The organism is Paracidovorax wautersii (assembly GCF_031453675.1).
Classification (GTDB): Bacteria; Pseudomonadota; Gammaproteobacteria; order Burkholderiales; family Burkholderiaceae_C; genus Paracidovorax.
On sequence record NZ_JAVIZX010000001.1, the window covers coordinates 1,620,316 to 1,645,047 of the forward strand.

Below are 24,732 nucleotides of genomic sequence, written 5' to 3' on the forward strand. Positions count from 1 at the left end.
ACGTCGGCGCCGTCAGGTCACTGCGTAGCGGCCTTGAACCGGGCCTGCAGCTCGGGCAGCAGCGGGTTGGCCGGCTCGATGCCGACACGCTTTTCGGTGGCGATCAGCCAGCCGGTGCGGTGCCAGTCCTGCACCACCTTGTCCACGGCGGCGATGGTGTCGGCCTCGCCCTTGCGGGTCCACACCACGGAAGGTGCGGGCAGCAGTTCGGTCGCGATGGGCGCGGCGTACTGGCTCCACTCGGCGTTGGTGCGCAGCAGCGGGTGGATCAGGGTGCTGTCGTGCACGGCGGCCACGCAGTTGCCGCCCTTGAGCGCCAGCAGCGAATCGGACGAGCTCTTGAAGCCCTGCACCGTGGCGCCGTAGTCGTTCGCCAGGGGCTTGGCATAGCTGCTGCCCTGCGACACGCACACGGGCTTGCCGCGCAGGTCTTCCCACTTCGTGATGCCGCTGTCCTTGCGCACGGCGGCCGTGCCGCCCACGCGGTAGAACGGCGTGGGCGCGTAGCCCAGGATCTCGGCGCGGTCGGGGTTCAGCTCCATCGAGGCGATCAGCAGATCCACCTTGCCGGCCTGCAGGAACTGCACGCGCGTGGCCGTCTGCACCTGCACCAGGTCGGCCTCCACACCCAGGCCCTTGGCCACGGCGCGGGCCAGCTCGGGGTTCCAGCCCACCAACTGCTGGTTGGCGGGGTCGATGGAACCGAACGGCCCGCCATTGACCAGCACGCCGATGCTGACCTTGCCGCGCTGCTTGATCTTGTCGAGCGTGGCGTCGGCGTGGGCGGTGCCCGCCATCAGGGACAGCGCGGCCACCAGGCCGGCCAGCGGCAGGGCGGAGAAACGGAGGGAGGCGGGGGCGTGGCGCATGGCGTGGAGCTGCACGGGGCAGAGAGAGGGAAGGCGAATGAAGGAAACGGGTGCGAACAGGCCCTGATCTTCTGCCCCGCCTTGACATGCGACAACAAACGTTTCCGATGATCGTTATGCGGCCAGCGCGCCAACCTGTCCCGCTCGGTACGGGGCCGGCCGCGGTTCAGGTGCCGGGCGAGGGCCCCGCCGGCAGGCGGAAGCCCGCCAGCTCGTCGGGCGCGCACTGGGCGATGAGGCCCGTCTCCCAGGCCAGGTAGCGGCGCGCGGCGTCCAGGTTGCCGTCGTGGCGGTCGTGCACGAAGAACAGGTAGTCGATGGCGTCCGCATCGGACGGCTGGCCGGGGGAGCTCTGCACGGGCAGGCCGGCCGCAGCCCAGTCGGCCGCCAGGGCCCACTGCACGCTGGCCACGGCGCCGGGCAGGATCTCGCTGGCGGCCGCCGCGGCGCTGGCGGCATCGGCGGCCAAGATGAGCAGCGGCGGGCGCGTGCCCGGTGCGGCGGCGCGCAGATCGGCCGCCACGCGCGGCCGCACCGACCAACGCGCGCCCTGGGCGTGCTGGCGGCGGTAGGCCAGCGAGGGCTGCACATCCAGCAGCAGCGGTGGCGTCGCCTGGGAGGACCACCAGCCGGGCAGATCCTGCCGGTCCACCTGCACGGGCGCAGAAGGAGGATGCGCCCACTCCGTGCCGGGCAGGGTGAGCGCCGCATGGATGCCGCCCTCCACCGTGGCGGTCTCATAGCCCAGCCGTGCCAGCCAGGCTGCGACCACGGGCGCGCGCACGCCGTCGTCGTCCAGCAGCAGCACGCGGCTGCGGCGCACGCCGATGGTCTGGTCCGTGGCCTGCAGCAGCTGGCCGCCTGGCGCGTGCCGGGCACCCGCCAGCGTTCCGGCGGCGTACTCGTCGGCGGTGCGCACGTCGAGCACGTAGGTGGTGCGGTCCGGGTCGTCGATCCAGGCCTGCGCCTGTGCGGCCGTCAGCCGGGCCGCGCCTGCGTCGGCGGCCACGCGGGCTGCGCGGGCCTGGTCCGCAGGCTGTGCGGGGTGCAGGGCGGGAGGCCGGCGCGGGCTCCCATGTTCGAGGGCCAGACCGGACAGCGCCCAGCCCTGGGTGCCGTTCTCCAGCGCCAGCACGGGATTGGGAACGCCCAGGCTGCGCAGGATCTGCGCGCCGATGATGCTGCGCGTACGTCCTGCGCAGTGGACGACGATGGGCGTGGCCGGGTCGGGCGCCAAGGCGCTCCAGTGCCGCGCCAGCTCGCCGTTGGGCACGGGCGTGGCGCCGGGAATGGTCATCTTGCGGTGCTCTTCCAGCGTGCGGCCGTCCAGCAGCACCAGCGGCTCGCCCGCCTGCTGGCGGCGCTGCAGCTCCGCCGCGCTCACGTGCGGCGTGCCGAAGGCGTGTTCCACCAGTTCGCCGAAGGTCTTCGACGGCAGGTTCACGCCCTGGAACAGCGTGTAGCCGGCGGCGGCCCAGGCCGGGGCGCCGCCCTCCAGCACATGCAACTGCGCATAGCCCAGCGCGGCGAGGCGCTGCGCCGCGCGCGCGGCCACGCCGTCGCCGGCGTCGAGCATCACGGTGCGCGTGCTGCGGCGGGGCACCAGGCGGGGCACGTCCCATTCCAGGCGGCTGTAGGCGGCCGGTATGGCGAAGAACGGATGGCCTTCGCCGAACTGGCCGGCCTCGCGCACGTCGAGCAGGGCGATTTCGGCGCCGTCGTTGAGCCAGCCGCGCACGGTGGCGGCGCTGACGGAGGAGGGCAGGGCGGAGGCGGACTGGGGCAGGGCAGACATGGCGGGGCGGACCGGGGGCGGCGGGACGGCAGGGAAAACCGCCACCTTAGGCCCGCCGCCGCGTACCGGCCGGTGCGGCGATGGAAGCATTTCGCCTATGCATAGTCGCTTTCCGCATCACGCGCCGGCGCGGCCCGCGCTGTGCCCATAATGCGGCGCACATGCCAATGCCCACGCCAAGGACTCAGACACTTCCCCGCCGCATCGCGCTGCTGCGCTGGGGCGGCGCGCTGGCCGCCGCCGCGCTGGCCGGCTGCAGCGCGCCCGCACCCACGCCCCGGGGCGAGGTAAAGGGGGCGTCGGCCAGCACCGGGGAAATCGCCCAGTCCGACGTGAACCGCATGGCCACGCTGGCCATGCGCGCCAACCTGGACGCGCTGTTCCTGCTCATGGACAAGCTCTACCGCCGCAACCCGGCGGAATGGCGCAAGGGCGGCGCGGCCGGGCGCGAGGCGGCAGGCGAGCAGGTGCGCAAGGCCGTGGCGCAGCGCCAGCCGTGGCCCGCGCTGCAGGGCACGCGCGACATCGACGCCCTGGCCCTGGCGCTGAGCCCCGACTTCCCCGGCGACCGCGTCGCCGCCTTCACCTGCGCGATGGCCGACATGGTCATCACCGCGCACGGCGGGCGGGTGGAGTTCTTCCTCATCGACAGCCTGGATGCGCAGCACCTGTACAACGCCGCGCGCAACGTGGAGGTGGCCGCCTGGATGCTGTCCCAGCGGCGCGGAGCGACCGGCCAGCCCCTGCTGCTGGCCGACGAGATCACGGCCACCGAGCGCAACCTGAGCTTCGAGCGCGAGTTCGGCAAGATCATCGCCCGGCTCGACCTGCTGGCCTCCGTGCTTACCGAGAAGTACCGGCGTGCGGCCATCGGCTACGTGCAGGGCTTGTTCGGCGGCAGCTTCCTGCAGTTCCTGCCGGTGCGCTGAGGAATGTGCCCGGTGCGTGGCCGCCTTTTCGGCGCCGGCCCGGTGCGGCGCCGCATGAATCAGTAAAATCCGGCCTCCCCGAGGAGCGTTGCAGCGCCCGCCGGTCCCTTGTGCAGGGCGGCGGCGTCAGGCTCGGGGCGCATGGCTTCGGGTTGCCGCCCTCCAACGACGCTCACCTGTTTCATCCCCCAACCGATTGCACAGGTGAGCCTGATGTCCGCTGTTTCCCTCCCTCCCATGAAGCTGTCCGGCCTGGAGCCGGTGACCATCGGCGAGGGCCAGCTCTTCGTGAACATCGGCGAGCGCACCAACGTCACGGGCTCCAAGGCGTTCGCCCGCATGATCCTCAACGGCCAGTACGAAGAAGCCCTGGCCGTGGCGCGCCAGCAGGTGGAGAACGGCGCGCAGGTCATCGACATCAACATGGACGAGGCCATGCTGGACAGCAAGGCCGCCATGGTGCGCTTCCTGCAGCTCATCGCCTCCGAGCCCGACATCGCGCGCGTGCCGATCATGGTCGACAGCTCCAAGTGGGAGGTGATCGAGGCCGGGCTGCGCTGCATCCAGGGCAAGGGCATCGTCAACTCCATCAGCATGAAGGAGGGGGTGGAGAAGTTCAAGCACGAAGCCCGCCTGGTCAAGCGCTACGGCGCCGCCGCCGTGGTGATGGCCTTCGACGAGCAGGGCCAGGCCGACACCTTCGCGCGCAAGATCGAGATCTGCGAGCGGGCCTACCGCGTGCTGGTGGACGAGGTGGGCTTTGCGCCCGAGGACATCATCTTCGACCCCAACATCTTCGCGGTGGCCACGGGCATCGAGGAGCACAACAACTACGCGGTCGATTTCATCGAGGCGGTGCGCTGGATCAAGCAGCACCTGCCGGGCGCCAAGGTGTCGGGCGGCGTGTCCAACGTGTCCTTCAGCTTCCGCGGCAACGACCCGGTGCGCGAAGCCATCCACACCGTGTTCCTGTACCACGCCATCCAGGCGGGCATGGACATGGGCATCGTCAACGCCGGCATGGTCGGCGTGTACGACGACCTGGAACCCCAGCTGCGTGAGCGCGTGGAGGACGTGGTGCTCAACCGCCGGCCCGATGCCGGCGAGCGCCTGGTGGAGATCGCCGAGACCGCCAAGAGCGGCGCCAAGGACGAGAGCAAGAAGCTCGAATGGCGCGGCACGCCCGAGGCGCCCCGCACGGTGGGCGAGCGACTGTCCCACGCGCTGGTGCACGGCATCACCGACTTCATCGTCGAGGACACCGAAGAGGCCTACCAGGAGATCCTGGCGAAGGGCGGGCGCCCGCTGCACGTGATCGAAGGCCCGCTCATGGACGGCATGAACGTGGTGGGCGACCTGTTCGGTGCCGGCAAGATGTTCCTGCCCCAAGTGGTGAAGAGCGCGCGCGTGATGAAGTCCGCCGTGGCCCACCTGATCCCTTACATCGAGGAAGAGAAGCGCCAGGACGAGCTGGCCGGCCGCGACGTGCGCAGCAAGGGCAAGATCGTCATCGCCACCGTCAAGGGCGACGTGCACGACATCGGCAAGAACATCGTCACCGTCGTGCTCCAGTGCAACAACTTCGAGGTGGTGAACATGGGCGTGATGGTGCCCTGCCACGAGATTCTGGCGCGCGCCAAGGTCGAGGGCGCGGACATCGTGGGCCTGAGCGGCCTGATCACGCCCAGCCTGGAAGAGATGCAGTACGTGGCCGGCGAGATGCAGAAGGACGAGCACTTCCGCATCAAGAAGATCCCGCTGCTGATCGGCGGCGCCACGTGTTCGCGCGTGCACACGGCCGTCAAGATCGCGCCGCACTACGAGGGCCCGGTGGTCTACGTGCCCGATGCCTCGCGCAGCGTGAGCGTGGCGCAGAGCCTGCTGGGCGACGGCGCGCAAAGCTACCTGCAGGAGCTGAACGCCGACTACGACAAGGTGCGCCAGCAGCATGCCAACAAGAAGCAGGTGCCGCTGTGGCCCCTGGCCAAGGCCCGCGCCAACCGCACGCCGGTCAACTTCAGCACCTACGTGCCGCCCACGCCGCGCCTGCTGGGCCGCCGCGTGTTCAAGAACTTCGACCTGAACGAGCTGGCCAGGTACATCGACTGGGGCCCGTTCTTCCAGACCTGGGACCTGGCCGGCCCCTACCCCGCCATCCTCACCGACGAAGTGGTGGGCGTGGAAGCCACGCGCGTCTTCGCCGACGGCCAGGCCATGCTCAAGAAGCTCATCGAAGGCCGCTGGCTCAGTGCCAGTGGTGTGCTGGCGCTGTACCCCGCCAACAGCGTGGGCGACGACATCGAGTTCTACACCGACGAAACCCGCACCGAGGTCGCCATGACCTGGTACGGCCTGCGCCAGCAGACCGAAAAGCACGTGATCGACGGCGTGACGCGCCCCAGCCGCTGCCTGGCCGACTTCGTCGCGCCCAAGGACAGCGGCATCGCCGACTACGCCGGCCTGTTCGCCGTGACGGCCGGCCTGGGCGTGGAGAAGAAGGAAAAAGCCTTCGTCGATGCGCTGGACGATTACTCGGCCATCATGCTCAAGAGCCTGGCCGACCGCCTGGCCGAGGCCTTTGCCGAGTGCCTGCACCAGCGCGTGCGCACCGACCTGTGGGGCTACGCAGCGGGCGAGGCGCTGTCCAACGAGGAAATGATCGGCGAGCAATACGCCGGCATCCGCCCCGCGCCGGGCTACCCGGCCTGCCCGGACCACAGCGCCAAGCAGGACCTGTTCCGCGTGCTGCAGTGCGAAGAGATCGGCATGGGCCTGACGGAAAGCCTGGCCATGACGCCGGCCGCCAGCGTGAGCGGCTTCTACATCGGCCACCCCGAGAGCACCTACTTCAACGTGGGCAAGATCGGCGAGGACCAACTGCACGACATGGCCGAGCGGCGCGGCATGGACGAAGCCGTGCTGGCGCGCCTGCTGGCCCCGAACCTCTGACGCCATCGCCCCTGGTTGCTTCTAAAAGAGTAGCTGCTTGCGCTTGTTGTTCAAGGGATTGAGAGACTTTTCGATCTGAAAGCCTTGTGTAGCAAGTGCATGATGCTCCTTTTACCGGAGCAAAACCGCTGCACGGCAGGCCTTCGCGACGGGGCCTGTGCTGCCGCGCCGGCCGCGTGCAGGCCGCCGGCGCGTGCCCGCGCGCCGCGCGAGTACCACGCACCGGGCCCATTTCCTTGATTTGAGGCAAAGCGCGACCAAAACGCACGGGTAAACCCGCAGGTCCTGCAGAGGTCGTACAACCTCCCGACAATGCGCCGCAGGAACTGAAAAAGGCCTGCGGGCGCAGCTTTGCTGCGTGCGCAGGCCAAAACACAACAACAAAAGGTCTGGTCACGATGCGCATTTGCAGGTCAAGTGCGGGCTTCTCCCTGTCCGGGAAAGCCTGCGGGTGGGTTTTTTCTTTGCTGGCCGTCCTCGGCGCGGCCCCTGCGCAAGCCTCCGGTGACGCCGGCACCGCGGCCCCTGTGCCCCCGCCGCAGGCGCAGCAAGCCGCTTTTGCGCAGCAGTCGGCCACCACCGATGCGGTGCTGGTCGAAAAGGGCCGCAAGCTGGCGGTCGCGGCGGACTGCGCCGCCTGCCACACCACGCCCAAGGGCGGCGCACCGTTCGCCGGCGGCTACCCCATCGGCTCGCCGCTGGGCACCATCTACGCGACCAACATCACGCCCTCCCAGACCCACGGCATCGGCCGCTACACGCTGGAAGATTTCAGACGCGCCCTGCGCCAGGGCGTGCGCCAGGACGGCGCCCACCTCTACCCGGCGATGCCGTACACGGCCTATACGCAGATCAGCGACGACGACACGGCCGCGCTCTACGCCTACTTCATGCACGGCGTGAAGCCGGTGGACCAGGCGGCTCCGCAGACCGCGCTGCCGTTCCCGTTCAACCTCCGCTTCTCGATGGCGGTGTGGAACGCGCTGTACCTGAAGGACCAGCGCTTCGTGCCCGACACCACCAAGGCGCCCGGGTGGAACCACGGTGCCTACCTGGTGAACGCGCTGGCCCACTGCAGCACCTGCCACACGCCGCGCAACGCGCTCATGGCCGAAGACAGCGGCCGCTTCCTGGCGGGCGGCTCGCTCGGCGCCTGGTACGCGCCCAACATCACGTCCGACGCCACCAACGGCATCGGCGGCTGGAGCGAGGCCGAACTGGTGCAGTACCTCCAGACCGGCCGCGTGGCCGGCAAGGCCCAGGCCGCCGGCCCCATGGCCGAAGCGGTGGAGCACAGCCTGCAGCACCTGCCCGAGTCCGACCTGAAGGCCATCGCCACGTACCTCATGCAGACGGCGCCGCAAGGCGGCGACGAGGCCAAGCCCCGCTACAGCCACGGCAGCGCGGCGGTCGCGCAGGAGGCCACGCAGCGCGGCCTGGCGAAGGGCGTGGACGCCGGCTGGCGTGTCTTCAGCGGCAGCTGCGCACACTGCCACCAGGCCACGGGCGGCGGCACGGGCCATGGCGAATATCCCTCGCTGTTCCACAACAGCGCCACGGGCGCCAGCCGGCCCGACAACCTGGTCGCCACCATCCTGCACGGCGTGGACCGCACGGTGGACGGTCGCGCGCACTTCATGCCGGCCTTCGGCGATGCGGCCTCGTACACCGACCGCCTGAGCGACCAGGAGATCGCCGACGTGAGCAACTTCGTGCTCACGCAGTACGGCAACCCGGCGGTGCAGGTCAGCGCGGCCGACGTGGCCACGCTGCGCGCCTGCGGCAAGCCGCCCTTGATCGCGCAGATGCGTCCCCTGGTCCTGCCGGCCCTCGTGGTCGTTCTGGTGGCGCTGGTCGCTTTCATCGCAGTGCGGGTGCGCCGCAAGAAGAACACGGCCGCCTGACGCGGCCCGGAGATGGATGACCATGACGTCGAATCACCCTACCCATTCCCTCTCTGCCCTGTCGTCAGCCGTGGCCTCCACGGCGGCAACGGCCGGCATCTCGCGTCGCACGCTGATCGGCGGCGCCGCCGTGGCCGGCGTGGCCCTGGCCTTCGGCGGCCCGGCCCTGCTGGGCACCAGCAACGCCTTCGCAGCCGCCGCGGCGTCGCAAGACTTTCTGCGCCTGTCGGAGTTTCTGACCGGCGGCCAGCCGCTCACCGCCGCGCTGGCCGCGCGCTACCAGGAGGCGCTGGGGCGGCATGACCCGCAGTTCGCCGCCGCCGCCGCCCGGTTGCAGCGCCATGTGGCAGACGGCCGGTTCACGCATGTGGACGAGCTGCTGGCCGCGCCCGGCCTCGACCCCGCCCTGCGCGCCACGGCCACGCAGATCGTCTCGGCCTGGTACCTGGGCATCGTGGGCGAAGACGCCGATGCGGAGCTGATCAGCTACGCCAACGCCCTCATGTACCGCCCCACGGCCGGCATCCTCGACGTTCCCACCTACGGCAGCGGCCCCGATTCATGGGGGCACAAGCCCCCGGTCTCCACGGTGCCCAACGCCACCGGAGGCGACGCGCAACACCCCACCAAGAAGAGCCCGTAAGCGATGAGCAGCAGCACCCACCACAGCACGCAGTACGACGCGGACCTGATCGTCATCGGCTCCGGCGTCATGGGCGGCCTCATCGGCGCCAAGCTGGCCCAGGCCGGCAAGTCCGTGATCATTCTGGAAGCCGGCCCGCGCGTGCGCCGCGCCGACATCGTCGAGAACTTCCGCAACGCGCCGGTCAAGCTCTCGCTGGCCAACATGAAGCTGCAGGGCGCGGGCTCGCCCTTCCCGAACCCGCCGCACATTCCGTCCACCTACGGCGACTACCTGCAGCAGACCGGCCCGGTGAAGTACCCCACCAAGTACCTGCGCGTGGTGGGCGGCACGACCTGGCACTTCGGCTCGGCGCTGTGGCGCATGATCCCCAACGACTTCAAGATCCAGACGCTCTATGGCCGCGGCCGTGACTGGCCCATCGGCTACGACGAGCTGGAGCCCTACTACTGCGAAGCCGAGGCCGAGCTGGGCGTGACCGGCTACGACGGCCAGGACGAAAGCGGCCACGGGGGCGAGGCGCACCCGCCGCGTTCCAAGCCCTTCCCCATGAAGGGCTTCAACGTGCCGTACTTCATGCAGCGCATGGACGAGATGCTCAAGCCCGGCGGCTACCACCCGGTGCTGGAGCCGCACGGCCGCGCCAGCCGGCCCTACGGCAACCGCCCCGTCTGCGCGGGCAACAACAACTGCAACCCGGTCTGCCCGATCGGCGCGAAGTACGACGGCTCCATGCACATCGACGTGGCCGAGCGCGCGGGCGCCCAGCTGCTCGACAACGCGGTGGTCTACAGGATCGAAGCGGGTGACGACGGCAAGATCACGGCCGTGCACTACAAGAAGCCCGACGGCAGTTCGCACCGCCTCACGGCGCGCCACTTCGTGCTGGCGGCGTACGGCATCGAGAGCCCCAAGCTGCTGCTGATGTCGACATCCGAGAAGTACCCGAACGGCATCGCCAATTCGTCCGACCAGGTGGGCCGCAACCTGATGGGCCACACCGGCATCAGCATGAACATCATGATGAACGAGGACGTGTGGCCGGGCCAGGGCCCGACCGAGCTGCTGGTCTACCTGAACTACCGCGACGGCGCCTTCCGCAAGGACATCCCCAGCTACAAGACCAAGTTCCGCAACACGGTGACCACGTCGCAGATCGCCTCCAGCCTCATCGCCAAGGGCGTGCTGGGCAGCCAGCTGGACGCCGAGATCCGCCGCCAGTCGGCGCGCTCGCTGAACGTGGCCGTGGACTTCGAGACCGAGGCGCAGCCGCAGAACCGCGTGGTGCCCAGCACGACCAAGAAGGACGCCATCGGCATCCCCGTGCCCGAGATCTACTACAGCGTGAACGACTACTGGAACGCCGGCCGCGACTTCGCGGTGACCGACCTGCAGCGCATGGCCGGCCTGCTGAACGCCGACATCCTGAAGATGGACACCAACCACCAGGACCGCCAGCACATCATGGGCACGACCATCATGGGCGACGACCCGAAGAACTCGGTGGTGGACCGCGACTGCCGCACGCACGACCATCCCAACCTGTTCATCGCCGGCACCAGCGTCATGCCCTCGGCCTCGTGCATGAACCCCACGCTGACCGGCGCGGCGTTGAGCCTGCGCATCGCGCACCAGCTGCTGCGGGAGGTGTGAGCGCGCCAGGCCGGGCGCTTGGGTGCTATTGAATCAAGAGCTGCTTGCGCTCGTGGATATTGGGATTCAGTGCCATTTGTGCCTGAAGTCCTTGCATATCAGGCGCAGGCTGCTCTCATTTTCATTGCGGCGCCGGCGTGCCCTCGGCCGTGGCGGCTGCGGGTGCGGGCGCCATCTCCAGCTGCATGAGGATCATGTTAACCAGCGTGTGCACGGTGGGCCGGCCGGTCTCGATCACGAACTGCGCCGCCTCGCGGTACAGCGGGTCGCGCTGGGCGTAGAGCTCGCGCAGCCGCTCCAGCGGGTTGGCCACCTGCAGCAGCGGCCGCGCCTGGTCGTGGCGCACGCGCTTGTAGATGTCGTCGGGCGAGGCGCGCAGATACAGCACGTGGCCGCACTGGCGCAGCGCCGTGCGGTTCTCCGGGCGCAGCACGATGCCGCCGCCGGTGGACAGCACCATCGGACCGGGCTGGGCCGCCATGTCGGCCAGCAGACGGCTTTCCTCGTCGCGGAAGGCGGCTTCGCCGTGCTGCTCGAAGTAAGCCCGGATGCTGGTGCCCAGCGCCTGCTCCAGCCGGTGGTCCATGTCCACGAACGGCACGCCCAGGCGGCGCGCCAACTGGCGCCCCACCGTCGATTTGCCGGAGCCCGGCATGCCAACCAATGCGCAGCGCGTCTGCATCTTCCTGTCCTGTGGTCCGTGGTTTGGGGGGGGGAGCGAGAGGGCAGCAGTGTAAGGGCCGGGGCGGCCTGCGATGCCGCCCGTGCTGTCGGCTTGCGCTGACACGGCCCCGTGTGGGCGCGGACCACAATGCGGCATGCCTCCTGTCCTGGAACGCCTGACCGAACACGCGAAGCGCCTGGTCCAACCCGTGATGCCGCTGGTGCGCGCCGTCAACCTGTGGCTGGACGCGGACGGCCTGCGCATGAGCGCGGCCATGTCGTTCTACGGCATGCTGAGCCTGGCGCCGCTGCTGCTGCTGGTGGTGGGCGTGCTGGGCTGGTGGATCGACAAGTCCTATCTCGAATCGAACCTCATTTCCCAGGTGCAGGCCGTCGTGGGCGAACGCGGCGCCGACGCCGTGCGCCTCGCATTGGCCAGCGCGCAGGAGCCGTCGGAGGGGCGCATCGCCTCCATCGTCGGCTTCGTGCTGCTGCTGTCCGGCGCCACCGGCGTGTTCGTCGAGCTGCAGTCCGCCCTGGAGCGCCTGTGGTCGCGCGGCCAGCCGGCGCCCGAGAGCAAAGCCTGGTGGCGCATGGCCTCCCTGCGATTGCGCGGGCTGGCTTATGTGCTGGCCATCGGCTTCCTGCTGCTGGTGTCGCTGGTGGTCTCCACCGCCGTGAAGGTGGTGTCCACCTGGGCCAGCGCCAGCCTGCCTTCGGCCTCGGGGCCGCTGCTGCAGCTGCTCAACGAGATGGTGGCTTTCGGCATCGCCGTGGCCCTGTTCGTCGGGCTGATGCGCATCGGCAGCGGGCCGAAGCCGCCCATGCGCTGCCTGGTCTTCGGCGCTGTAGTGGGCGCCATCCTGTTCACCGTGGGCAAGCAGGCCCTGGCCTTCTACCTGTCCACCGCGGCCGTGGTTTCGGCCTATGGCGCAGCCGGCTCGCTGGTGGTGCTGCTGATGTGGATCTTCTTCTCGTCCGCCGTGCTCTTGTTCTCGGCCAGCTGCGCGCTGGCGCTGCAGGAGACGCGCGAGGAGTTCAGCCAGCGCCTGTCCGAACGGGAGCGCGAACGCGCCCGTGCCGCGAAGGCAGACGGCGGTGACAGCGCCGACGCCGGAACGGCCGCGCCCGCGCCCCGCTGAGGCACGGCACCCTCAGCGCGTGATCTGCAGCTGCGTGCCCAGGCCCAGCTGCTCGGCCAGGCGCAGGGCGTTGAGCGGCGCGTGGATCTTCATGGTGTTGTCGAAGAAGCAGAACACGTTGCGGGCGCTGCGTTGCGGCGCGGGCTTTTCCGAAAGCCGTCCGATGCCCGGCGCGTCGCCTCCCGCGGCCCAGGCACGGATGCGGTCAGCCCAGTGCGCGAGCTGCGCGTCGCTGTAGCCGCTGGCATAGAGCTGCTGGGCACCGTGCAGCCGCAGGTAGAGGAAGTCGGCCGTCACATCGCCCACCTCGGGCCAGCGCCCGCCGGTATCGGCCACCACCAGGGCGACGCGGTGCCGGCGCAGGAGGTCTACGAACTCCGGGTGGCAATAGCTGTCATGCCGTACCTCCAGCGCATGCCGCAGGCGCCAGGCCGGCTGCGGCGGGGTGAGCAGTTCCTTGCCCCGCATGCGCGGCTCGCGCTCCTGCGCCAGCGCCGCAGCGGCTTCGGTGTCGTGGGGAAGCTGTGCCAGGAAGGTGTCGAGCAGCTCGGCATCGAAGGCCAGGCTGGGCGGCAGCTGCCACAGGACCGGCCCGAGCTTGGGGCCCAGCGCGAACAGGCCGGAGGCGAAGAAGTTGGCCACGGCTGCCCGGGCGTCGCGCAGCCGCAGGATGTGCGTGATGTAGCGCGGCGCCTTCACGGTGAAGACAAAGCCCTCGGGCGTGTCGGCGGCCCACTGGACATAGCTGTTCGGACGCTGCAGCGCATAGAAGGAGCCATTGAGCTCAATGGCGGGGAGCTGCCGCGAGGCGTATGCCAGTTCCTGCGCCTGGACCAGGCCCTTCGGGTAGAAGCCGCCGCGCCAGGGCGCATAGCGCCAGCCCGAGATGCCGATGCGGATTTGTGCCGTCATGCAGGCAGTGTGTGCGTCGCAACGGCCTGCCCTGTCCGCACGCGGCGCGCCCCGGTGTAGGCCGTCTGCCACAGGGAGGGCGGCCCCTCTTCGATCGCCTCAAGGGGCGTCAACAGGTGCTTACCAGCTTTACAGAGCCTTAGGAGATGTTCGACCCCTGCGCTTGTAACCTGCCGGCCAGAACTCTAAAAAGGAATTCATCATGAGTCTGATCGTTCGTTCCAATTCCGTGGCGGGCACCTCTTCGGCGATGCCGGCCGGCGCCTCCACCAAGTGGCTCTGGGCCGCCGTAGGCGCCCTGGGTGTGAGCGTGCTGGCGCTCGGCGCCACCCTCGTCATGCAGAACCGTGGCAACGGCCCCACTGCGGCCGATGCGGCGGCTGCGCCCACCGCGCAGCAGCTCGCGGCAGCGCCGCAGGGGCAGGCGCAGAGCCTGGCACCGGCCGCGGCGGTCACGCCGCGCAACCCGGCACCGTCGCGGGCGCCCAGCCAGGCCTCGTATGGCGAGCCCGTGGCGCCTTACGGCCAGTCGCAGCAGGTCGTTTCGCAGGCCCCGGTCTGCTCCACCTGCGGGCGTGTCGAATCGGTCCAGGCCGTGCAGCAGGCCGCCCCCGCCACGGGCGTGGGCGCCGTGGCTGGCGGCGTGATCGGCGGCCTGCTGGGCAACCAGGTGGGCAAGGGCTCCGGCCGCACGGTCGCCACGGTGGCCGGCGCCGTGGGCGGGGGCTACCTGGGCCACACCGTGGAGCAGCGCACCCGCACCAACACGGTCTACCAGATGCGCGTGCGCATGGATGACGGCTCGGTGCGCACGTTCACGCGGGCCCAGCCGGTGGCCGAAGGCACGCCGATGCGCGTGGAGGGCCGCAACTTCCGCGTGGACACCGGCGGTGGTGCCCGCAGCAATGCACCCCAGCCGGTGCGCGTGGCCGATACGGGCTACTGACCGCCGCCTGCAGCGCGGGGCTCTGCAGCCGTCACCTTGAAAGAAAAAAAAGGGGTGGAGCCTTCGAAGGCTCCACCCCTTTTTCGTGGGCGTGCGCAGGGCGCATGCCCACGCCACCTGCGCTGCGTTTACTTCTCGACGAAGGCGCGTTCCACGACGAAGTCGCCGGGCGTGCTGGTGTTGCCTTCGTTGAAGCCGCGCTTCTCCAGCATCTCCTTCAGGTCGGCCAGCATGGCGGGGCTGCCGCAGAGCATCACGCGGTCGTTGGCCGGGTCCAGCGGGGGCAGGCCGATGTTGGCGGGGAAGGTGCCGTTCTCGACCAGGTCGGTGATGCGGCCCTGGTTGCGGAAGGGCTCGCGCGTCACCGTGGGGTAGTAGATCAGCTTGTCCTTGACGATGTCGCCCAGGAATTCATGGCCGGGCAGTTCCTTTTCGAACAGCTCCTGGTAGGCCAGTTCTTCCACCTGGCGCACGCCGTGCACCACCACCACCTTGTCGAAGCGCTCGTACGTTTCGGGGTCGCGCGCCACGGCCAGCCAGGGGGCCAGGCCGGTGCCGGTGCCGATCAGGTACAGGTTCTTGCCGGGAAGCAGGTAGTCGATCAGCAGCGTGCCGGTGGGCTTCTTGCCGACGATGATGGTGTCGCCGACCTGGATGTTCTGCAGCTTGGACGTCAGCGGGCCGTCGGGCACCTTGATCGACAGGAACTCCAGGTGCTCTTCGTAGTTGGGGCTGGCGATGGAGTACGCGCGCAGCAGGGGCTTGCCGTTCACCTTCAGGCCGATCATCGTGAAGTGGCCGTTGGAGAAGCGCAGGGCCGGGTCCCGCGTGGTGGTGAAGGAGAAAAGCCGGTCGGTCCAGTGGTGAACGGTCAGGACGCGTTCTTCGAGAAAAGCGCTCATGGATGGGTGCCAGAAGAGAAGATGAACAAACGGAGGAAGCCGTCAGGGGCAGGGCCGGTGGCGCCAGTGTCGCGGCATTGATATGCGCCACGGGAATAAGCTGGCAATCGCAGCCTGCGAGCGCAGTGGCTGCCGGCTGCCGTCCAGGTCCGTGGCGCGTCGTCGACGACACCGGTTCCCGCGCCGAGAGCGGGTGCTGGCTGCCCCCTGCCATGCGGGCAAACCCTGCGATTGTCGGGCAAACTGGCGGCGAAGGTACATTTCATCGCCGCAGATGCTTATGCGCGAGGACAAGAAACCATGCAATTGACCGCCCGACTCACCGTTGCCGCCCTGGCCCTGACCGCCGGATGGAGCCATGCCCAGGCCGTCTTCAAGATCGGCGAGATCAACAGCTACAAGGCGCAGCCCGCCTTCCTGGAGCCCTACAAGAAGGGCATGGAGCTGGCCGTGGAGCAGGTCAACGCGGCGGGCGGCGTGGCCGGCAGGAAGCTGCAACTGGTCACGCGCGACGACAACGGCAACCCCGGCGACGCGGTGCGCGCCGCCGAGGAACTGCTGGCGCGCGAGAAGATCGACGTGCTCACCGGCAGCTTCCTGTCGCACGTGGGCCTGGCGCTGACCGACTTCGCCAAGCAGAAGAAAGTGTTCTTCCTGGCCGCCGAGCCGCTCACCGACAAGATCGTGTGGGAAAACGGCAACCGCTACACCTTCCGCCTGCGCCCCTCCACCTACATGCAGGTGGCCATGCTGGTGCCCGAGGCCGCGGCGATGAAGAAGAAGCGTTGGGCCATCGTCTACCCCAACTACGAATACGGCCAGTCCGCCGTGGCGACCTTCAAGACGCTGCTGAAGGCCGCGCAGCCGGACGTGGAGTTCGTCGCCGAGCAGGCCACGCCCCTGGGCAAGGTGGACGCGGGCAGCGTGGTGCAGGCGCTGCAGGACGCCAAGCCGGAGGGCATCTTCAACGTGCTGTTCGCGGCCGACCTCGCCAAGTTCGTGCGCGAGGGCAACACGCGCGGCCTGTTCCAGGGCAAGGGCGTCGTGAGCCTGCTGTCGGGCGAGCCCGAGTACCTGGACACCCTCAAGGGCGAGACGCCGGACGGCTGGGTCGTCACCGGCTATCCCTGGTACGCCATCCAGACGCCCGAGCACCAGGCTTTCCTCGACGCCTACCGCAAGCGCTTCAACGACTACCCCCGCGCCGGCTCGGTGGTGGGCTACAACGCCATGCTGTCGGTGGCCGCGGGCCTGAAGAAAGCCGGCTCGGCCGACACCGAGAAGCTCATCGCCGCCTTCCGCGGCCTGCAGGTGGCAACGCCCTTCGGCCCCATCACCTACCGCGCGCAGGACCACCAGTCCACCATGGGCGCCTATGTAGGCCGCACGAAGAATGACGGCGGCAAGGGCGTGATGGTGGACTTCAAGTACCAGGACGGTGCCAGGTTCCAGCCGACCGACGCGCAGGTGAAGGCGCTGCGCAAAGACTCCTGACCTTGTCGTGCAACCCGCCCGGACCGCCCCGCAGCGGCGGCTGGTTGGACCTTCGCGGCCCTGCGGATACCGGCCCGCTGTGCGGCGCCGCGACCGCTGTGTGAAAGACTGACCCGATGGATTTCTCCGGCCTGCTGCTGCAGCTGCTGAACGGACTGGCCGGCGCCTCCACGCTGTTCCTGGTGGCTGTGGGGCTGTCGCTGATCTTCGGCGTGATGCGCATCGTCAACTTCGCGCACGGCTCGTTCTACATGCTCGGCATCTATGCGGCCTATGCGCTGGTCGAGGGCCTGGGCGGGGTGCTGGGGTTCTGGCCCGCGCTGCTGCTCGCACCGCTGGGGGTGGCCTCGCTGGGCGCGCTGGTGGAGGTGGCGCTGCTGCGCCGCATCTACCGCGCCCCCGAGCTGTTCCAGCTGCTGGCCACCTTCGCCCTGGTGCTGGTCATCAAGGACGCCGCGCTGTGGCTCTGGGGACCGGAGGAGCTGTTCGGCCCGCGCGCGCCGGGGCTGGAGGGTGCCGTGGAACTGCTGGGGCGGCGCTTCCCGGCCTACGACCTGTTCCTGATCGCCGTCGGCCCCGTGGTGCTGGCCCTGCTGTGGCTGCTGCTGCACCGCACGCGCTGGGGCACGCTGGTGCGCGCCGCCACACAGGACCGCGAGATGGTCGGCGCCCTGGGCGTGAACCAGGCCTGGCTGTTCACGGCGGTGTTCGCGCTGGGCGCGCTGCTGGCCGGCCTGGGCGGCGCCTTGCAGCTGCCGCGCGAGCCCGCCAGCTTGGAGCTGGACCTGAACACCATCGGCGCGGCCTTCGTCGTCGTCGTCGTGGGGGGCATGGGGTCGATCCCGGGGGCCTTCGTGGCGGCGCTGCTGATCGCCGAGCTGAAGGCCGTGTGCATCTGGCTGGGCGTGGTGGAGGTGGCGGGCTTCAGCATCGCGTTCCCGCGCCTCACGCTGGTGGTGGAGTTCCTGGTGATGGCGGCCGTGCTGGTCTGGCGGCCGTGGGGCCTGCTCGGGCGGCCGCAGGCGCCGGTGCGCGTGGCCACCGAGGCCGAGGCGCCGCTGCAGCCCTCGGGCCGCTGGGCACGCGGCGCCTGGGTGGCCGGCGTGGTCGTTCTGGCGCTGCTGCCCGTGGCGGCCGGCGCCTGGCCGTATGCCACGGTGCTGGTGCAGGACCTGCTGGTGGCCGCGCTGTTCGCCGCCAGCCTGCACGCCATCATGGGCCCGGGCGGCATGCACTCGTTCGGCCATGCGGCGTACTTCGGCGTGGGCGCGTATGCCGCGGCGCTGCTGGTGCGTGCGGCGGGCTGGCCGGTGGAGGTTGCGCTGCTGCTGGCGCCGCTGGTGGCGGGGGCGTTCGCGGTGCTCTACGGCTGGTTCTGCGTGCGGCTGTCGGGCGTGTACCTGGCCATGCTCACGCTGGCCTTCGCGCAGATCACCTGGGCCATCGCCTTCCAGTGGGATGCGTTCACGGGCGGCAGCAACGGCATCACCGGCGTGTGGCCGCAGGGCTGGCTGGCCGAGGGGCCGGCGTTCTACCTGCTCACGCTGGCGTGGGTGGCGGGGGGTGTGTTCGTGCTGCGGCGCCTGCTGCATGCGCCCTTCGGCATGGCGCTGCGCGCGGCGCGCGACTCGGCACTGCGGGCCGATGCCCTCGGCATCGACGTGCACCGGCTGCGCTGGGCGGCCTTCGTGGTGGCCGGGCTCTTCGCCGGGCTGGCGGGCGCGCTGTATGCGCTCTCCAAGGGCGGCGTGTCGCCCGAGGCGCTGTCCGTCGGCCGCTCGGTGGACGGCCTGGTGATGGTGCTCCTGGGCGGCGTGCAAGCGCTCTCCGGTCCGCTGGTGGGCGCGGCCACCTTCACCTGGCTGCACGACACCATCGCCCGCCACACCGACTACTGGCGCGCGCTGCTGGGCGCCACCATCCTGCTGCTGGTGCTGCTGTTTCCACAGGGAATTTCGGGGTTTGCGCAGATGGTGAAAGCGCATCTAGCTATCAAAAAAGTAGTAAAGCCGGAGGGCTCGCCATGAGCCTGCTGCAGGTCTCCGGCCTGTCCAAGGCCTTCGGCGGCGTGCGCGCGGTGGACGGCGTGGGCTTCAGCCTGGCGCCCGGCGAGCTGCTGGCGCTCATCGGCCCCAACGGCGCCGGCAAGTCCACCACCTTCAACATGGTGGGCGGGCAGCTCGCGCCGGACGCGGGCCGCATCCAGCTCGACGGGCAGGACATCGCCGGCCTGCCGCCGCGCGCTATCTGGCGGCGCGGCGTGGGTCGCACCTTCCAGATCGCCGAGACCTTCGCCTCGCTCACCGTGCTGCAGAACGTGCAGATGGCGCTGCAGTCGGCCGACCGCCGGGTATTCAGCTTCTGGCGCCCGGCCCACGCCCACCGCGTGGACGACGCGCTGGCGCTGCTGGAGCGGGTGGGCATGCGCGCGCAGGCGGCGCGGCCCTGCAGCGCGCTGGCCTACGGCGACGTCAAGCGCGTGGAACTGGCCATGGCGCTGGCGCACGCGCCGCGCCTGCTGCTGATGGACGAGCCCACCGCCGGCATGGCGCCCGCCGAGCGCCTGGCGCTGATGGCGCTCACGCGCGAGCTGGCGCAGGAGCGCCGCATGGGCGTGCTGTTCACCGAGCACAGCATGGATGTGGTCTTCCAGCATGCCGACCGCGTGCTGGTGCTGGTGCGCGGCCGCATCCTGGCCGAAGGCCCGCCCGCCGCCATCCAGGGCGACCCGCAGGTGCAGGCCGCCTACTTGGGCACCGGCCGCATCGGCGAACGCAAGCCCGTCGCGCAAGGAGCCATGCCATGAGTGTTGCCACCCCCGCGAACGGCGATGCGCCGCTGCTGCAGGTCGAAGGCCTGAACGCCTGGTACGGCGCGGCGCAGATCCTGTTCGGCGTCAGCCTGGAGGTAGGGCGCGGCGAGGTCGTGGCACTGATGGGCCGCAACGGCGCAGGCAAGTCCACCACCTTGAAAGGCATCGCGGCGCTGCTGCAGCGCCGCGAGGGCGCCGTGCGCTTCATGGGCCGCGGTGTGTCCCGCCTGGCGCCCCACCAGATCGCGCGCCTCGGTCTGGGCTACGTGCCGGAAGAGCGCCGCATCTTCACCGACCTGACCGTGCTGGAGAACCTGGAGGTGGGCCGCCAGCCCGCGCGCCGCTGGCCCGACGGCAGCGCCGCGCCGGTCTGGACGCCCGAGCGGCTCTTCGCCCTGTTTCCCAACCTGGGCGAGATGCCCCGCCGCCCCGGCGGGCGCATGAGCGGCGGCGAGCAGCAGATGCTCACCGTGGCCCGCACGCTGATGGGCCAGCCGCTGGCGGTGCTGCTGGACGAGCCTTCCGAGGGCGTGGCGCCGATCATCGTGGAGCAGATGGCGCAGACCATCCTGCAGCTGAAGAGCCAGGGCATTGGCATCCTGCTGTGCGAACAGAACCTGGCCCTGGCCGAGGCGGTGGCCGACCGCGCCTACGTGCTGGAAAAAGGCCAGATCGTGCACGCCGCGTCCATGGCCGACCTGGCGGCCGATGCCGTGGCGCGGCGCCTGTACCTGGGCGTGTGAGCGCCGCGGCGCGGGCCATCGGGCGAGGCGCCGCGCCGCTGGCTCACGTCCCTTCACTTCACTTCTTCAGGAAGTTCAGCAGGTCCTGGTTGAAGCGGTCCTTGTGCGTATCGGTCAGGCCGTGCGGCGCGCCCGGGTACACGATGAGCTGCGCCCCCTTGATCTGCGCGGCCGAGGCCTGGCCCGAGACGCCGATGGGCACGATCTGGTCGTCGTCGCCATGGATCACCAGCGTGGGCACGTCGAACTTCTTCAGGTCGGCGCGGAAGTCGGTGGCCGAGAACGCGGCGATGGAGTCGTACGTGTTCTTGTGGCCGGCCTGCATGCCCTGTGCCCACCAGCTGTCGATCAGCCCCTGCGACTTCTGGGCGCCCGGGCGGTTGTAGCCGTAGAACGGGCCGGAGGCCAGGTCCAGGTACAGCTGCGAGCGGTTCTCCAGCGATGCCTTGCGCAGGCCGTCGAAGACCTCGATGGGCAGGCCGCCGGGGTTGTCGGCGGTGCGCAGCATCAGCGGGGGCACGGCGCTGACCAGCACGGCCTTCTTGACGCGCGCCGTGCCGTGGCGGCCGATGTAGCGCGCCACCTCGCCGCCGCCGGTGGAGAAGCCCACGGCGGTGATGTCCTTCAGGTCCAGCGCTTCGATCACGGCCGCCAGGTCGTCGGCATAGTGGTCCATGTCGTTGCCGTCCCAAGGCTGGCTAGAGCGGCCATGGCCCCGGCGGTCATGCGCCACCACGCGGTAGCCCTGCGAGGCCAGGAAGATCATCTGCGATTCCCAGCTGTCCGCATTCAGCGGCCAGCCGTGGCTGAAGGTGACGACCGGGCCGTTCTTCGGGCCCCAGTCCTTGTAGTACAGCCGCAAGTTGTCGCGGGTGACGATGTAGTTGCCTTCGACGGTGGCCTGGGCGGTTGCGCGGGCCGGGGCGGAGGGCTGGGCGGCGGGGGCTGCCTGTGCGGAGAAGGCGGCCTGCAGGGCGACGGCGAGCAGCGGGGCGGTGAAGAGGCGGCGAGAGAAGTTCATGGCGTGTGTTTCCTGTCGGTGTGGGTGGGACGGGGCTGGGCGGGTCAGTCGGCGATGACGAGCGCGACGTCGATGTTTCCGCGGGTGGCGTTGGAATAGGGGCAGACGATGTGGGCCTGGTCCACCAGCGCCTGCAGCGTGCTCCGGTCCAGGCCGGGGGCGGCGATGGTCAGCTGCGCCTCGATGCCGAAGCCCGTGGGGATCTGCCCGATGCCGACCTTGCCGGTGACGGTGGTGGCGGCCGGCAGGGCCACATTCTGCTGGCCGGCCACGAACTTCAGCGCGCCCAGGAAACAGGCCGAATAGCCGGCCGCGAACAGCTGCTCGGGGTTGGTGCCGGGGCCACCGGCGCCGCCCAGTTCGCGGGGCGTGGACAGTTGCACGTTCAGCACGCCGTCGGCAGAGGTGGCGCGGCCTTCGCGGCCTCCGGTAGCGGTGGCGGTGGCGGCGTACAGAACTTTTTCGATGGACATGGCGAAGACTCCTTGAAGGGGGTTGAGAGAGGCGGGCGGGTATCGCCCGGTGAGATGTAGTTTGCGCGCCCGGGCCGAACCATAGGTGATGTAAAGTTCGGAAAAATTGACTTGGAGTTCGGAATGGCCGATCGACTGGCTGCCTTGATGGCGCACTTCCCCGTGCATGCGCAGGTGTTCAATGCCGGAGCGCTGTGCGGGATCAACCAGCTGGAAAGCGATGGCGCGCGCGGGCAGATGCACCTGGTGCGCAGCGGCGCCGTCGAGGTGCGTCACGCCACCGAGGTGCTGCAGGTCCGGCAGCCGAGCCTGCTGCTGTTCCCGCGGCCGCTCACGCACCGCTTCGTGACCGACCCGGAGCACGGCGCGGACATGGTGTGCGCCAATCTCTCCTTCGAAGGCGGTGCGGGCAACCCGATCGCATCGGCCCTGTCCGATGTGGTCTGCCTGCCGCTCGACGCGATCGCCGGCGCGGAGCCCATCCTGTCGCTGCTGTTCGAGGAGGCTTTCGAGCAGCGCTGCGGGCGCGTCGCCCTGGTCGAGCGTTTGTTCGAGGTGGTGATGATCCAGGTCCTGCGCCAATTGATGGAAAGCGGCGCGGTACAGGGCGGCCTGCTGTCCGGCCTCTCGCACCCGCGCCTGCGCAGCGCGCTGGTGGCGATGCACGAGGCGCCCCAGCAGGACTGGACGCTGGACCAGCTGGCGCAGGCGGCGGGCATGTCGCGCACCGTGTTTGCCGGCACCTTCCGCGACACGGTCGGGCTGACGCCGGGGCAGTACCTGCAGGGCTGGCGGATCGGGCTGGCGCAGAAGGCGCTGCAGCGCGGGCGGCCGCTCAAGCTGATCGCCGCCGAGGTGGGCTACGGCAGCGAGGCCGCGCTCTCGCGTGCGTTCAAGGCGCACGCGGGGCAATCGCCCCGGCAGTGGAAGAGTCAGGTGGCGGTGGCGGCCGCCGGCGGGGGCTGAAGCGGGGGCGCGGGCGCGCCATCCTCGGCCAGGTGCGCGGCCACCACCTCCGCCAGCCAGTCCATCACCGTGCGCACGCGGCGCGGCAGGTTGCGGCGGTTCGCATACATCAGCGTGAGCGGCATGGGCGGAGCGGCGTATTGCGGCAGCACCTCCACCAGCTCGCCGCGCGCCAGCAGGTCCACCACCCCCAGGCGAGGCACCTGGATGATGCCCAGCCCGGCCAGGCAGCCGGCCATGTATGCCTCGGCGTTGTTGACCGTGAGCGCGCCTGGCATGGGCGTTGAGACCAGCGCGCCGTCCACCAGCGCTTCGAAGCCGGTGGAGCGTGCGCCCAGCGTGTTCACGAAGTGCACCAGCCGGTGGCCGGCCAGGTCGGCCAGCGTGCGGGGCGCGCCATGGTCGCGCAGGTAGGTCGGGCTCACGCAGTTGACGAGCCGGGCCAGGCCCAGCGGGCGGGCGATGAGGCTGCTGTCCACCACCGCGCCGGTGCGCAGCACGCAGTCGAAACCCTCGCGCACCACGTCCACGCGGCGCTCGGTGCTGCTCAGCTCCACCTCCAGCGCCGGGTGGCGCGCGATCAGCGCGGGCAGCCGCGGCACAACCACGTTGCGCGCCATGCCCGTGGACATGTCGATGCGCACCCGCCCGCGCAGGCCGCCGGCGCCCTCGGCGTGCTGGAACATGGACTGCAGATCGTCCACGTCGGCCAGCAGATCCTTGCAGCGCTCGTAGTAGGCCTGTCCGTCCTGGGTGGGCTGCACGCGGCGCGTGGTGCGGTGCAGCAGGCGCGTGCCCAGCTGCGCTTCCAGCTGTTGCACGGCGGTGGAGGCGCTGCCCTTGGGGATGCCCAGCGCCTCGGCGGCCTGCGTGAAGCTGGCCAGCTCGGCCACGCGGACAAAGATCTGCATGCGGTCGAAGGGGTTCATTGTTCGGGTGGTGTGAACGATGTGATCGATTTTGCGGGATTTATGGACTGCTGATACGTCAATAGACTCCAGTCCATCGCTTCCTCTTCCCACGCACCTGAAAGGATTTCGCCATGGCCTCTACCGCCGCCTCTTCCCCTGCCGCCACCGATGCCGGTCGCCATCCGCCCATCGCCCTCATCACCGGCGCCAGCCGCGGCCTGGGCCGCAATGCAGCGCTGCATGTGGCGCGTTCCGGTACCGATGTGATCCTCACCTACCGCAGCCAGGCCGCCGAGGCGCAGGCCGTGGTGGCCGAGATCGAGGCCCTGGGCCGCCGCGCCGTGGCGCTGCCGCTGGACGTGGCCCAAAGCGCCACCTTTGCCGACTTCGCCGGCCAGGTGCGGGAGGCGCTGGCGCGCCACTGGCAACGCGAACGCTTCGACTTCCTGGTGAACAACGCCGGCGTCGGCGTGCATGCCGGTTTCATGGAAACGACCGAGGCGCAGTTCGACGACATGGTCAACATCCACCTCAAGGGCGTGTTCTTCCTGACGCAGAAGCTGCTGCCGCTGATGAACGACGGCGGGCGCATCCTGAACGTGTCCTCGGGCCTGGCGCGGTTCGCGCTGCCGGGCTACGCCGCCTACGCGGCCATGAAGGGCGGGGTGGAGGTGCTGACGCGCTACCTGGCCAAGGAGCTGGGCGCGCGCGGCATCGCGGTGAACGTGGTGGCTCCGGGGGCGATCGAGACCGACTTCGGCGGCGGGGCCGTGCGCGACAACGCGCAGCTCAACGCCTTCATCGCCGGGCAGACGGCGCTGGGCCGCGTGGGCCTGCCGGACGACATCGGCGGCGTGATCGCGGCGCTGCTGCAGCCGGGCACGGGCTGGGTGAACGCGCAGCGCATCGAGGCGTCGGGCGGCATGTTCGTCTGAGGCCCGGAGCGTGTAGCGCTCCGAATTCAGGGTGTTTTAGGGCTGCAGCGCTTATCTGGAAAGCGCTGTT

The 24,732-nt window shown here is 69.9% G+C and carries 21 protein-coding genes and 1 riboswitch; of the genes, 13 read left to right on the top strand and 8 right to left on the bottom strand.

Annotated elements, in window-relative coordinates:
• Positions 1 to 17: 17 nt before the first annotated feature.
• Both QE399_RS07415 and QE399_RS07420 read right to left on the bottom strand, forming a co-directional pair.
• Positions 18 to 869 (bottom strand): transporter substrate-binding domain-containing protein, encoded by an 852-nt coding sequence (locus QE399_RS07415; RefSeq protein ID WP_405043324.1) that lies wholly within the window; start codon positions 867 to 869, stop codon positions 18 to 20.
• A 166-nt stretch (positions 870 to 1,035) separates the two neighbouring features.
• Positions 1,036 to 2,664: a rhodanese-like domain-containing protein gene (locus tag QE399_RS07420; protein WP_309827616.1), complete on the bottom strand. Its 1,629-nt coding sequence runs from the start codon at positions 2,662 to 2,664 to the stop codon at positions 1,036 to 1,038.
• A 167-nt stretch (positions 2,665 to 2,831) separates the two neighbouring features.
• Here QE399_RS07420 and QE399_RS07425 point away from each other — a divergent pair, with 167 nt between their 5' ends.
• From QE399_RS07425 to QE399_RS07445, 5 genes are all read left to right on the top strand, one after another.
• Complete coding sequence (locus QE399_RS07425) at positions 2,832 to 3,593, top strand: hypothetical protein (protein ID WP_309831964.1); 762 nt, start codon at positions 2,832 to 2,834, stop codon at positions 3,591 to 3,593.
• A gap of 74 nt (positions 3,594 to 3,667) precedes the next feature.
• A riboswitch (S-adenosyl-L-homocysteine riboswitch) is annotated at positions 3,668 to 3,774 on the top strand.
• Positions 3,775 to 3,806: 32 nt separating this feature from the next.
• Positions 3,807 to 6,542: a methionine synthase gene (metH, locus tag QE399_RS07430; protein ID WP_309827618.1), complete on the top strand. Its 2,736-nt coding sequence runs from the start codon at positions 3,807 to 3,809 to the stop codon at positions 6,540 to 6,542.
• A 404-nt stretch (positions 6,543 to 6,946) separates the two neighbouring features.
• Positions 6,947 to 8,446 (top strand): cytochrome c, encoded by a 1,500-nt coding sequence (locus QE399_RS07435; RefSeq protein ID WP_405044079.1) that lies wholly within the window; start codon positions 6,947 to 6,949, stop codon positions 8,444 to 8,446.
• Positions 8,447 to 8,468: 22 nt separating this feature from the next.
• Positions 8,469 to 9,089 carry a sugar dehydrogenase complex small subunit gene (locus QE399_RS07440; RefSeq protein ID WP_309827621.1) on the top strand — a complete coding sequence of 207 codons (621 nt, stop codon included), beginning with the start codon at positions 8,469 to 8,471 and terminating at the stop codon, positions 9,087 to 9,089.
• A gap of 3 nt (positions 9,090 to 9,092) precedes the next feature.
• Positions 9,093 to 10,742: a GMC family oxidoreductase gene (locus QE399_RS07445; RefSeq protein ID WP_309827623.1), complete on the top strand. Its 1,650-nt coding sequence runs from the start codon at positions 9,093 to 9,095 to the stop codon at positions 10,740 to 10,742.
• Positions 10,743 to 10,863: 121 nt separating this feature from the next.
• On the opposite strand, the gene QE399_RS07450 is transcribed toward QE399_RS07445, so the two are convergent.
• Positions 10,864 to 11,424 carry a shikimate kinase gene (locus QE399_RS07450; protein WP_309827625.1) on the bottom strand — a complete coding sequence of 187 codons (561 nt, stop codon included), beginning with the start codon at positions 11,422 to 11,424 and terminating at the stop codon, positions 10,864 to 10,866.
• A 136-nt stretch (positions 11,425 to 11,560) separates the two neighbouring features.
• Between QE399_RS07450 and QE399_RS07455 the strand changes: the two genes are divergently transcribed.
• Positions 11,561 to 12,547 carry a YihY/virulence factor BrkB family protein gene (locus QE399_RS07455; RefSeq protein WP_309827627.1) on the top strand — a complete coding sequence of 329 codons (987 nt, stop codon included), beginning with the start codon at positions 11,561 to 11,563 and terminating at the stop codon, positions 12,545 to 12,547.
• Between the two features lie 12 nt (positions 12,548 to 12,559).
• Here QE399_RS07455 and QE399_RS07460 read toward each other — a convergent pair whose 3' ends face one another.
• Complete coding sequence (locus tag QE399_RS07460; RefSeq protein ID WP_309827629.1) at positions 12,560 to 13,459, bottom strand: DUF72 domain-containing protein; 900 nt, start codon at positions 13,457 to 13,459, stop codon at positions 12,560 to 12,562.
• Between the two features lie 202 nt (positions 13,460 to 13,661).
• Between QE399_RS07460 and QE399_RS07465 the strand changes: the two genes are divergently transcribed.
• Positions 13,662 to 14,405: an outer membrane lipoprotein gene (locus tag QE399_RS07465; RefSeq protein WP_309827630.1), complete on the top strand. Its 744-nt coding sequence runs from the start codon at positions 13,662 to 13,664 to the stop codon at positions 14,403 to 14,405.
• 128 nt (positions 14,406 to 14,533) lie between these two features.
• Here QE399_RS07465 and QE399_RS07470 read toward each other — a convergent pair whose 3' ends face one another.
• Complete coding sequence (locus QE399_RS07470; RefSeq protein WP_309827632.1) at positions 14,534 to 15,307, bottom strand: ferredoxin--NADP reductase; 774 nt, start codon at positions 15,305 to 15,307, stop codon at positions 14,534 to 14,536.
• A gap of 300 nt (positions 15,308 to 15,607) precedes the next feature.
• On the opposite strand from QE399_RS07470, the gene QE399_RS07475 reads away from it, so the two are divergent.
• The 4 genes from QE399_RS07475 (at position 15,608) to QE399_RS07490 (ending at position 20,356) form a co-directional block, all read left to right on the top strand.
• A complete protein-coding gene (locus QE399_RS07475; RefSeq protein WP_309827635.1) occupies positions 15,608 to 16,801 on the top strand; it encodes an ABC transporter substrate-binding protein in 1,194 nt (397 codons plus the stop codon).
• Between the two features lie 116 nt (positions 16,802 to 16,917).
• Positions 16,918 to 18,828 (top strand): ABC transporter permease, encoded by a 1,911-nt coding sequence (locus QE399_RS07480; RefSeq protein WP_309827637.1) that lies wholly within the window; start codon positions 16,918 to 16,920, stop codon positions 18,826 to 18,828.
• Positions 18,825 to 19,607, top strand: coding sequence for an ABC transporter ATP-binding protein (locus tag QE399_RS07485; RefSeq protein WP_309827640.1), 783 nt, complete (start codon positions 18,825 to 18,827; stop codon positions 19,605 to 19,607). The genes QE399_RS07480 and QE399_RS07485 overlap by 4 nt, the downstream gene beginning before the upstream one ends.
• Positions 19,604 to 20,356 carry an ABC transporter ATP-binding protein gene (locus tag QE399_RS07490; RefSeq protein ID WP_309827642.1) on the top strand — a complete coding sequence of 251 codons (753 nt, stop codon included), beginning with the start codon at positions 19,604 to 19,606 and terminating at the stop codon, positions 20,354 to 20,356. Before QE399_RS07485 ends, QE399_RS07490 begins: the two co-directional genes overlap by 4 nt.
• 58 nt (positions 20,357 to 20,414) lie before the next feature.
• On the opposite strand, the gene QE399_RS07495 is transcribed toward QE399_RS07490, so the two are convergent.
• Positions 20,415 to 21,377 carry an alpha/beta fold hydrolase gene (locus tag QE399_RS07495; protein ID WP_309827644.1) on the bottom strand — a complete coding sequence of 321 codons (963 nt, stop codon included), beginning with the start codon at positions 21,375 to 21,377 and terminating at the stop codon, positions 20,415 to 20,417.
• Positions 21,378 to 21,421: 44 nt separating this feature from the next.
• Complete coding sequence (locus tag QE399_RS07500; protein WP_309827646.1) at positions 21,422 to 21,850, bottom strand: organic hydroperoxide resistance protein; 429 nt, start codon at positions 21,848 to 21,850, stop codon at positions 21,422 to 21,424.
• A 123-nt stretch (positions 21,851 to 21,973) separates the two neighbouring features.
• Between QE399_RS07500 and QE399_RS07505 the strand changes: the two genes are divergently transcribed.
• Complete coding sequence (locus QE399_RS07505) at positions 21,974 to 22,816, top strand: AraC family transcriptional regulator (protein WP_309827648.1); 843 nt, start codon at positions 21,974 to 21,976, stop codon at positions 22,814 to 22,816.
• Here QE399_RS07505 and QE399_RS07510 read toward each other — a convergent pair.
• Positions 22,783 to 23,745 carry a LysR family transcriptional regulator gene (locus QE399_RS07510; protein ID WP_309827650.1) on the bottom strand — a complete coding sequence of 321 codons (963 nt, stop codon included), beginning with the start codon at positions 23,743 to 23,745 and terminating at the stop codon, positions 22,783 to 22,785. The two genes, QE399_RS07505 and QE399_RS07510, sit on opposite strands and share 34 nt — an antisense overlap.
• A 113-nt stretch (positions 23,746 to 23,858) precedes the next feature.
• Between QE399_RS07510 and QE399_RS07515 the strand changes: the two genes are divergently transcribed.
• Entirely contained in the window at positions 23,859 to 24,662 is an 804-nt protein-coding gene (locus tag QE399_RS07515) for an SDR family NAD(P)-dependent oxidoreductase (RefSeq protein WP_309827651.1), read from the top strand.
• Positions 24,663 to 24,732: the final 70 nt, after the last annotated feature.

What these genes read in the sequence shown, in the direction of transcription:
- QE399_RS07515 (WP_309827651.1), top strand. Translation starts at nt 23,859, where the DNA reads ATGGCCTCTACCGCCGCCTCTTCCCCTGCCGCCACCGATGCCGGTCGC.
- QE399_RS07425 (WP_309831964.1), top strand. Translation starts at nt 2,832, where the DNA reads ATGCCCACGCCAAGGACTCAGACACTTCCCCGCCGCATCGCGCTGCTG.
- QE399_RS07510 (WP_309827650.1), bottom strand. Translation starts at nt 23,745, where the DNA reads ATGAACCCCTTCGACCGCATGCAGATCTTTGTCCGCGTGGCCGAGCTG.
- QE399_RS07460 (WP_309827629.1), bottom strand. Translation starts at nt 13,459, where the DNA reads ATGACGGCACAAATCCGCATCGGCATCTCGGGCTGGCGCTATGCGCCC.
- QE399_RS07465 (WP_309827630.1), top strand. Translation starts at nt 13,662, where the DNA reads ATGAGTCTGATCGTTCGTTCCAATTCCGTGGCGGGCACCTCTTCGGCG.
- QE399_RS07485 (WP_309827640.1), top strand. Translation starts at nt 18,825, where the DNA reads ATGAGCCTGCTGCAGGTCTCCGGCCTGTCCAAGGCCTTCGGCGGCGTG.
- QE399_RS07505 (WP_309827648.1), top strand. Translation starts at nt 21,974, where the DNA reads ATGGCCGATCGACTGGCTGCCTTGATGGCGCACTTCCCCGTGCATGCG.
- QE399_RS07450 (WP_309827625.1), bottom strand. Translation starts at nt 11,424, where the DNA reads ATGCAGACGCGCTGCGCATTGGTTGGCATGCCGGGCTCCGGCAAATCG.
- QE399_RS07500 (WP_309827646.1), bottom strand. Translation starts at nt 21,850, where the DNA reads ATGTCCATCGAAAAAGTTCTGTACGCCGCCACCGCCACCGCTACCGGA.
- QE399_RS07455 (WP_309827627.1), top strand. Translation starts at nt 11,561, where the DNA reads ATGCCTCCTGTCCTGGAACGCCTGACCGAACACGCGAAGCGCCTGGTC.
- QE399_RS07480 (WP_309827637.1), top strand. Translation starts at nt 16,918, where the DNA reads ATGGATTTCTCCGGCCTGCTGCTGCAGCTGCTGAACGGACTGGCCGGC.
- metH (WP_309827618.1), top strand. Translation starts at nt 3,807, where the DNA reads ATGTCCGCTGTTTCCCTCCCTCCCATGAAGCTGTCCGGCCTGGAGCCG.
- QE399_RS07440 (WP_309827621.1), top strand. Translation starts at nt 8,469, where the DNA reads ATGACGTCGAATCACCCTACCCATTCCCTCTCTGCCCTGTCGTCAGCC.
- QE399_RS07445 (WP_309827623.1), top strand. Translation starts at nt 9,093, where the DNA reads ATGAGCAGCAGCACCCACCACAGCACGCAGTACGACGCGGACCTGATC.
- QE399_RS07415 (WP_405043324.1), bottom strand. Translation starts at nt 869, where the DNA reads ATGCGCCACGCCCCCGCCTCCCTCCGTTTCTCCGCCCTGCCGCTGGCC.
- QE399_RS07490 (WP_309827642.1), top strand. Translation starts at nt 19,604, where the DNA reads ATGAGTGTTGCCACCCCCGCGAACGGCGATGCGCCGCTGCTGCAGGTC.
- QE399_RS07420 (WP_309827616.1), bottom strand. Translation starts at nt 2,664, where the DNA reads ATGTCTGCCCTGCCCCAGTCCGCCTCCGCCCTGCCCTCCTCCGTCAGC.
- QE399_RS07495 (WP_309827644.1), bottom strand. Translation starts at nt 21,377, where the DNA reads ATGAACTTCTCTCGCCGCCTCTTCACCGCCCCGCTGCTCGCCGTCGCC.
- QE399_RS07475 (WP_309827635.1), top strand. Translation starts at nt 15,608, where the DNA reads ATGCAATTGACCGCCCGACTCACCGTTGCCGCCCTGGCCCTGACCGCC.
- QE399_RS07470 (WP_309827632.1), bottom strand. Translation starts at nt 15,307, where the DNA reads ATGAGCGCTTTTCTCGAAGAACGCGTCCTGACCGTTCACCACTGGACC.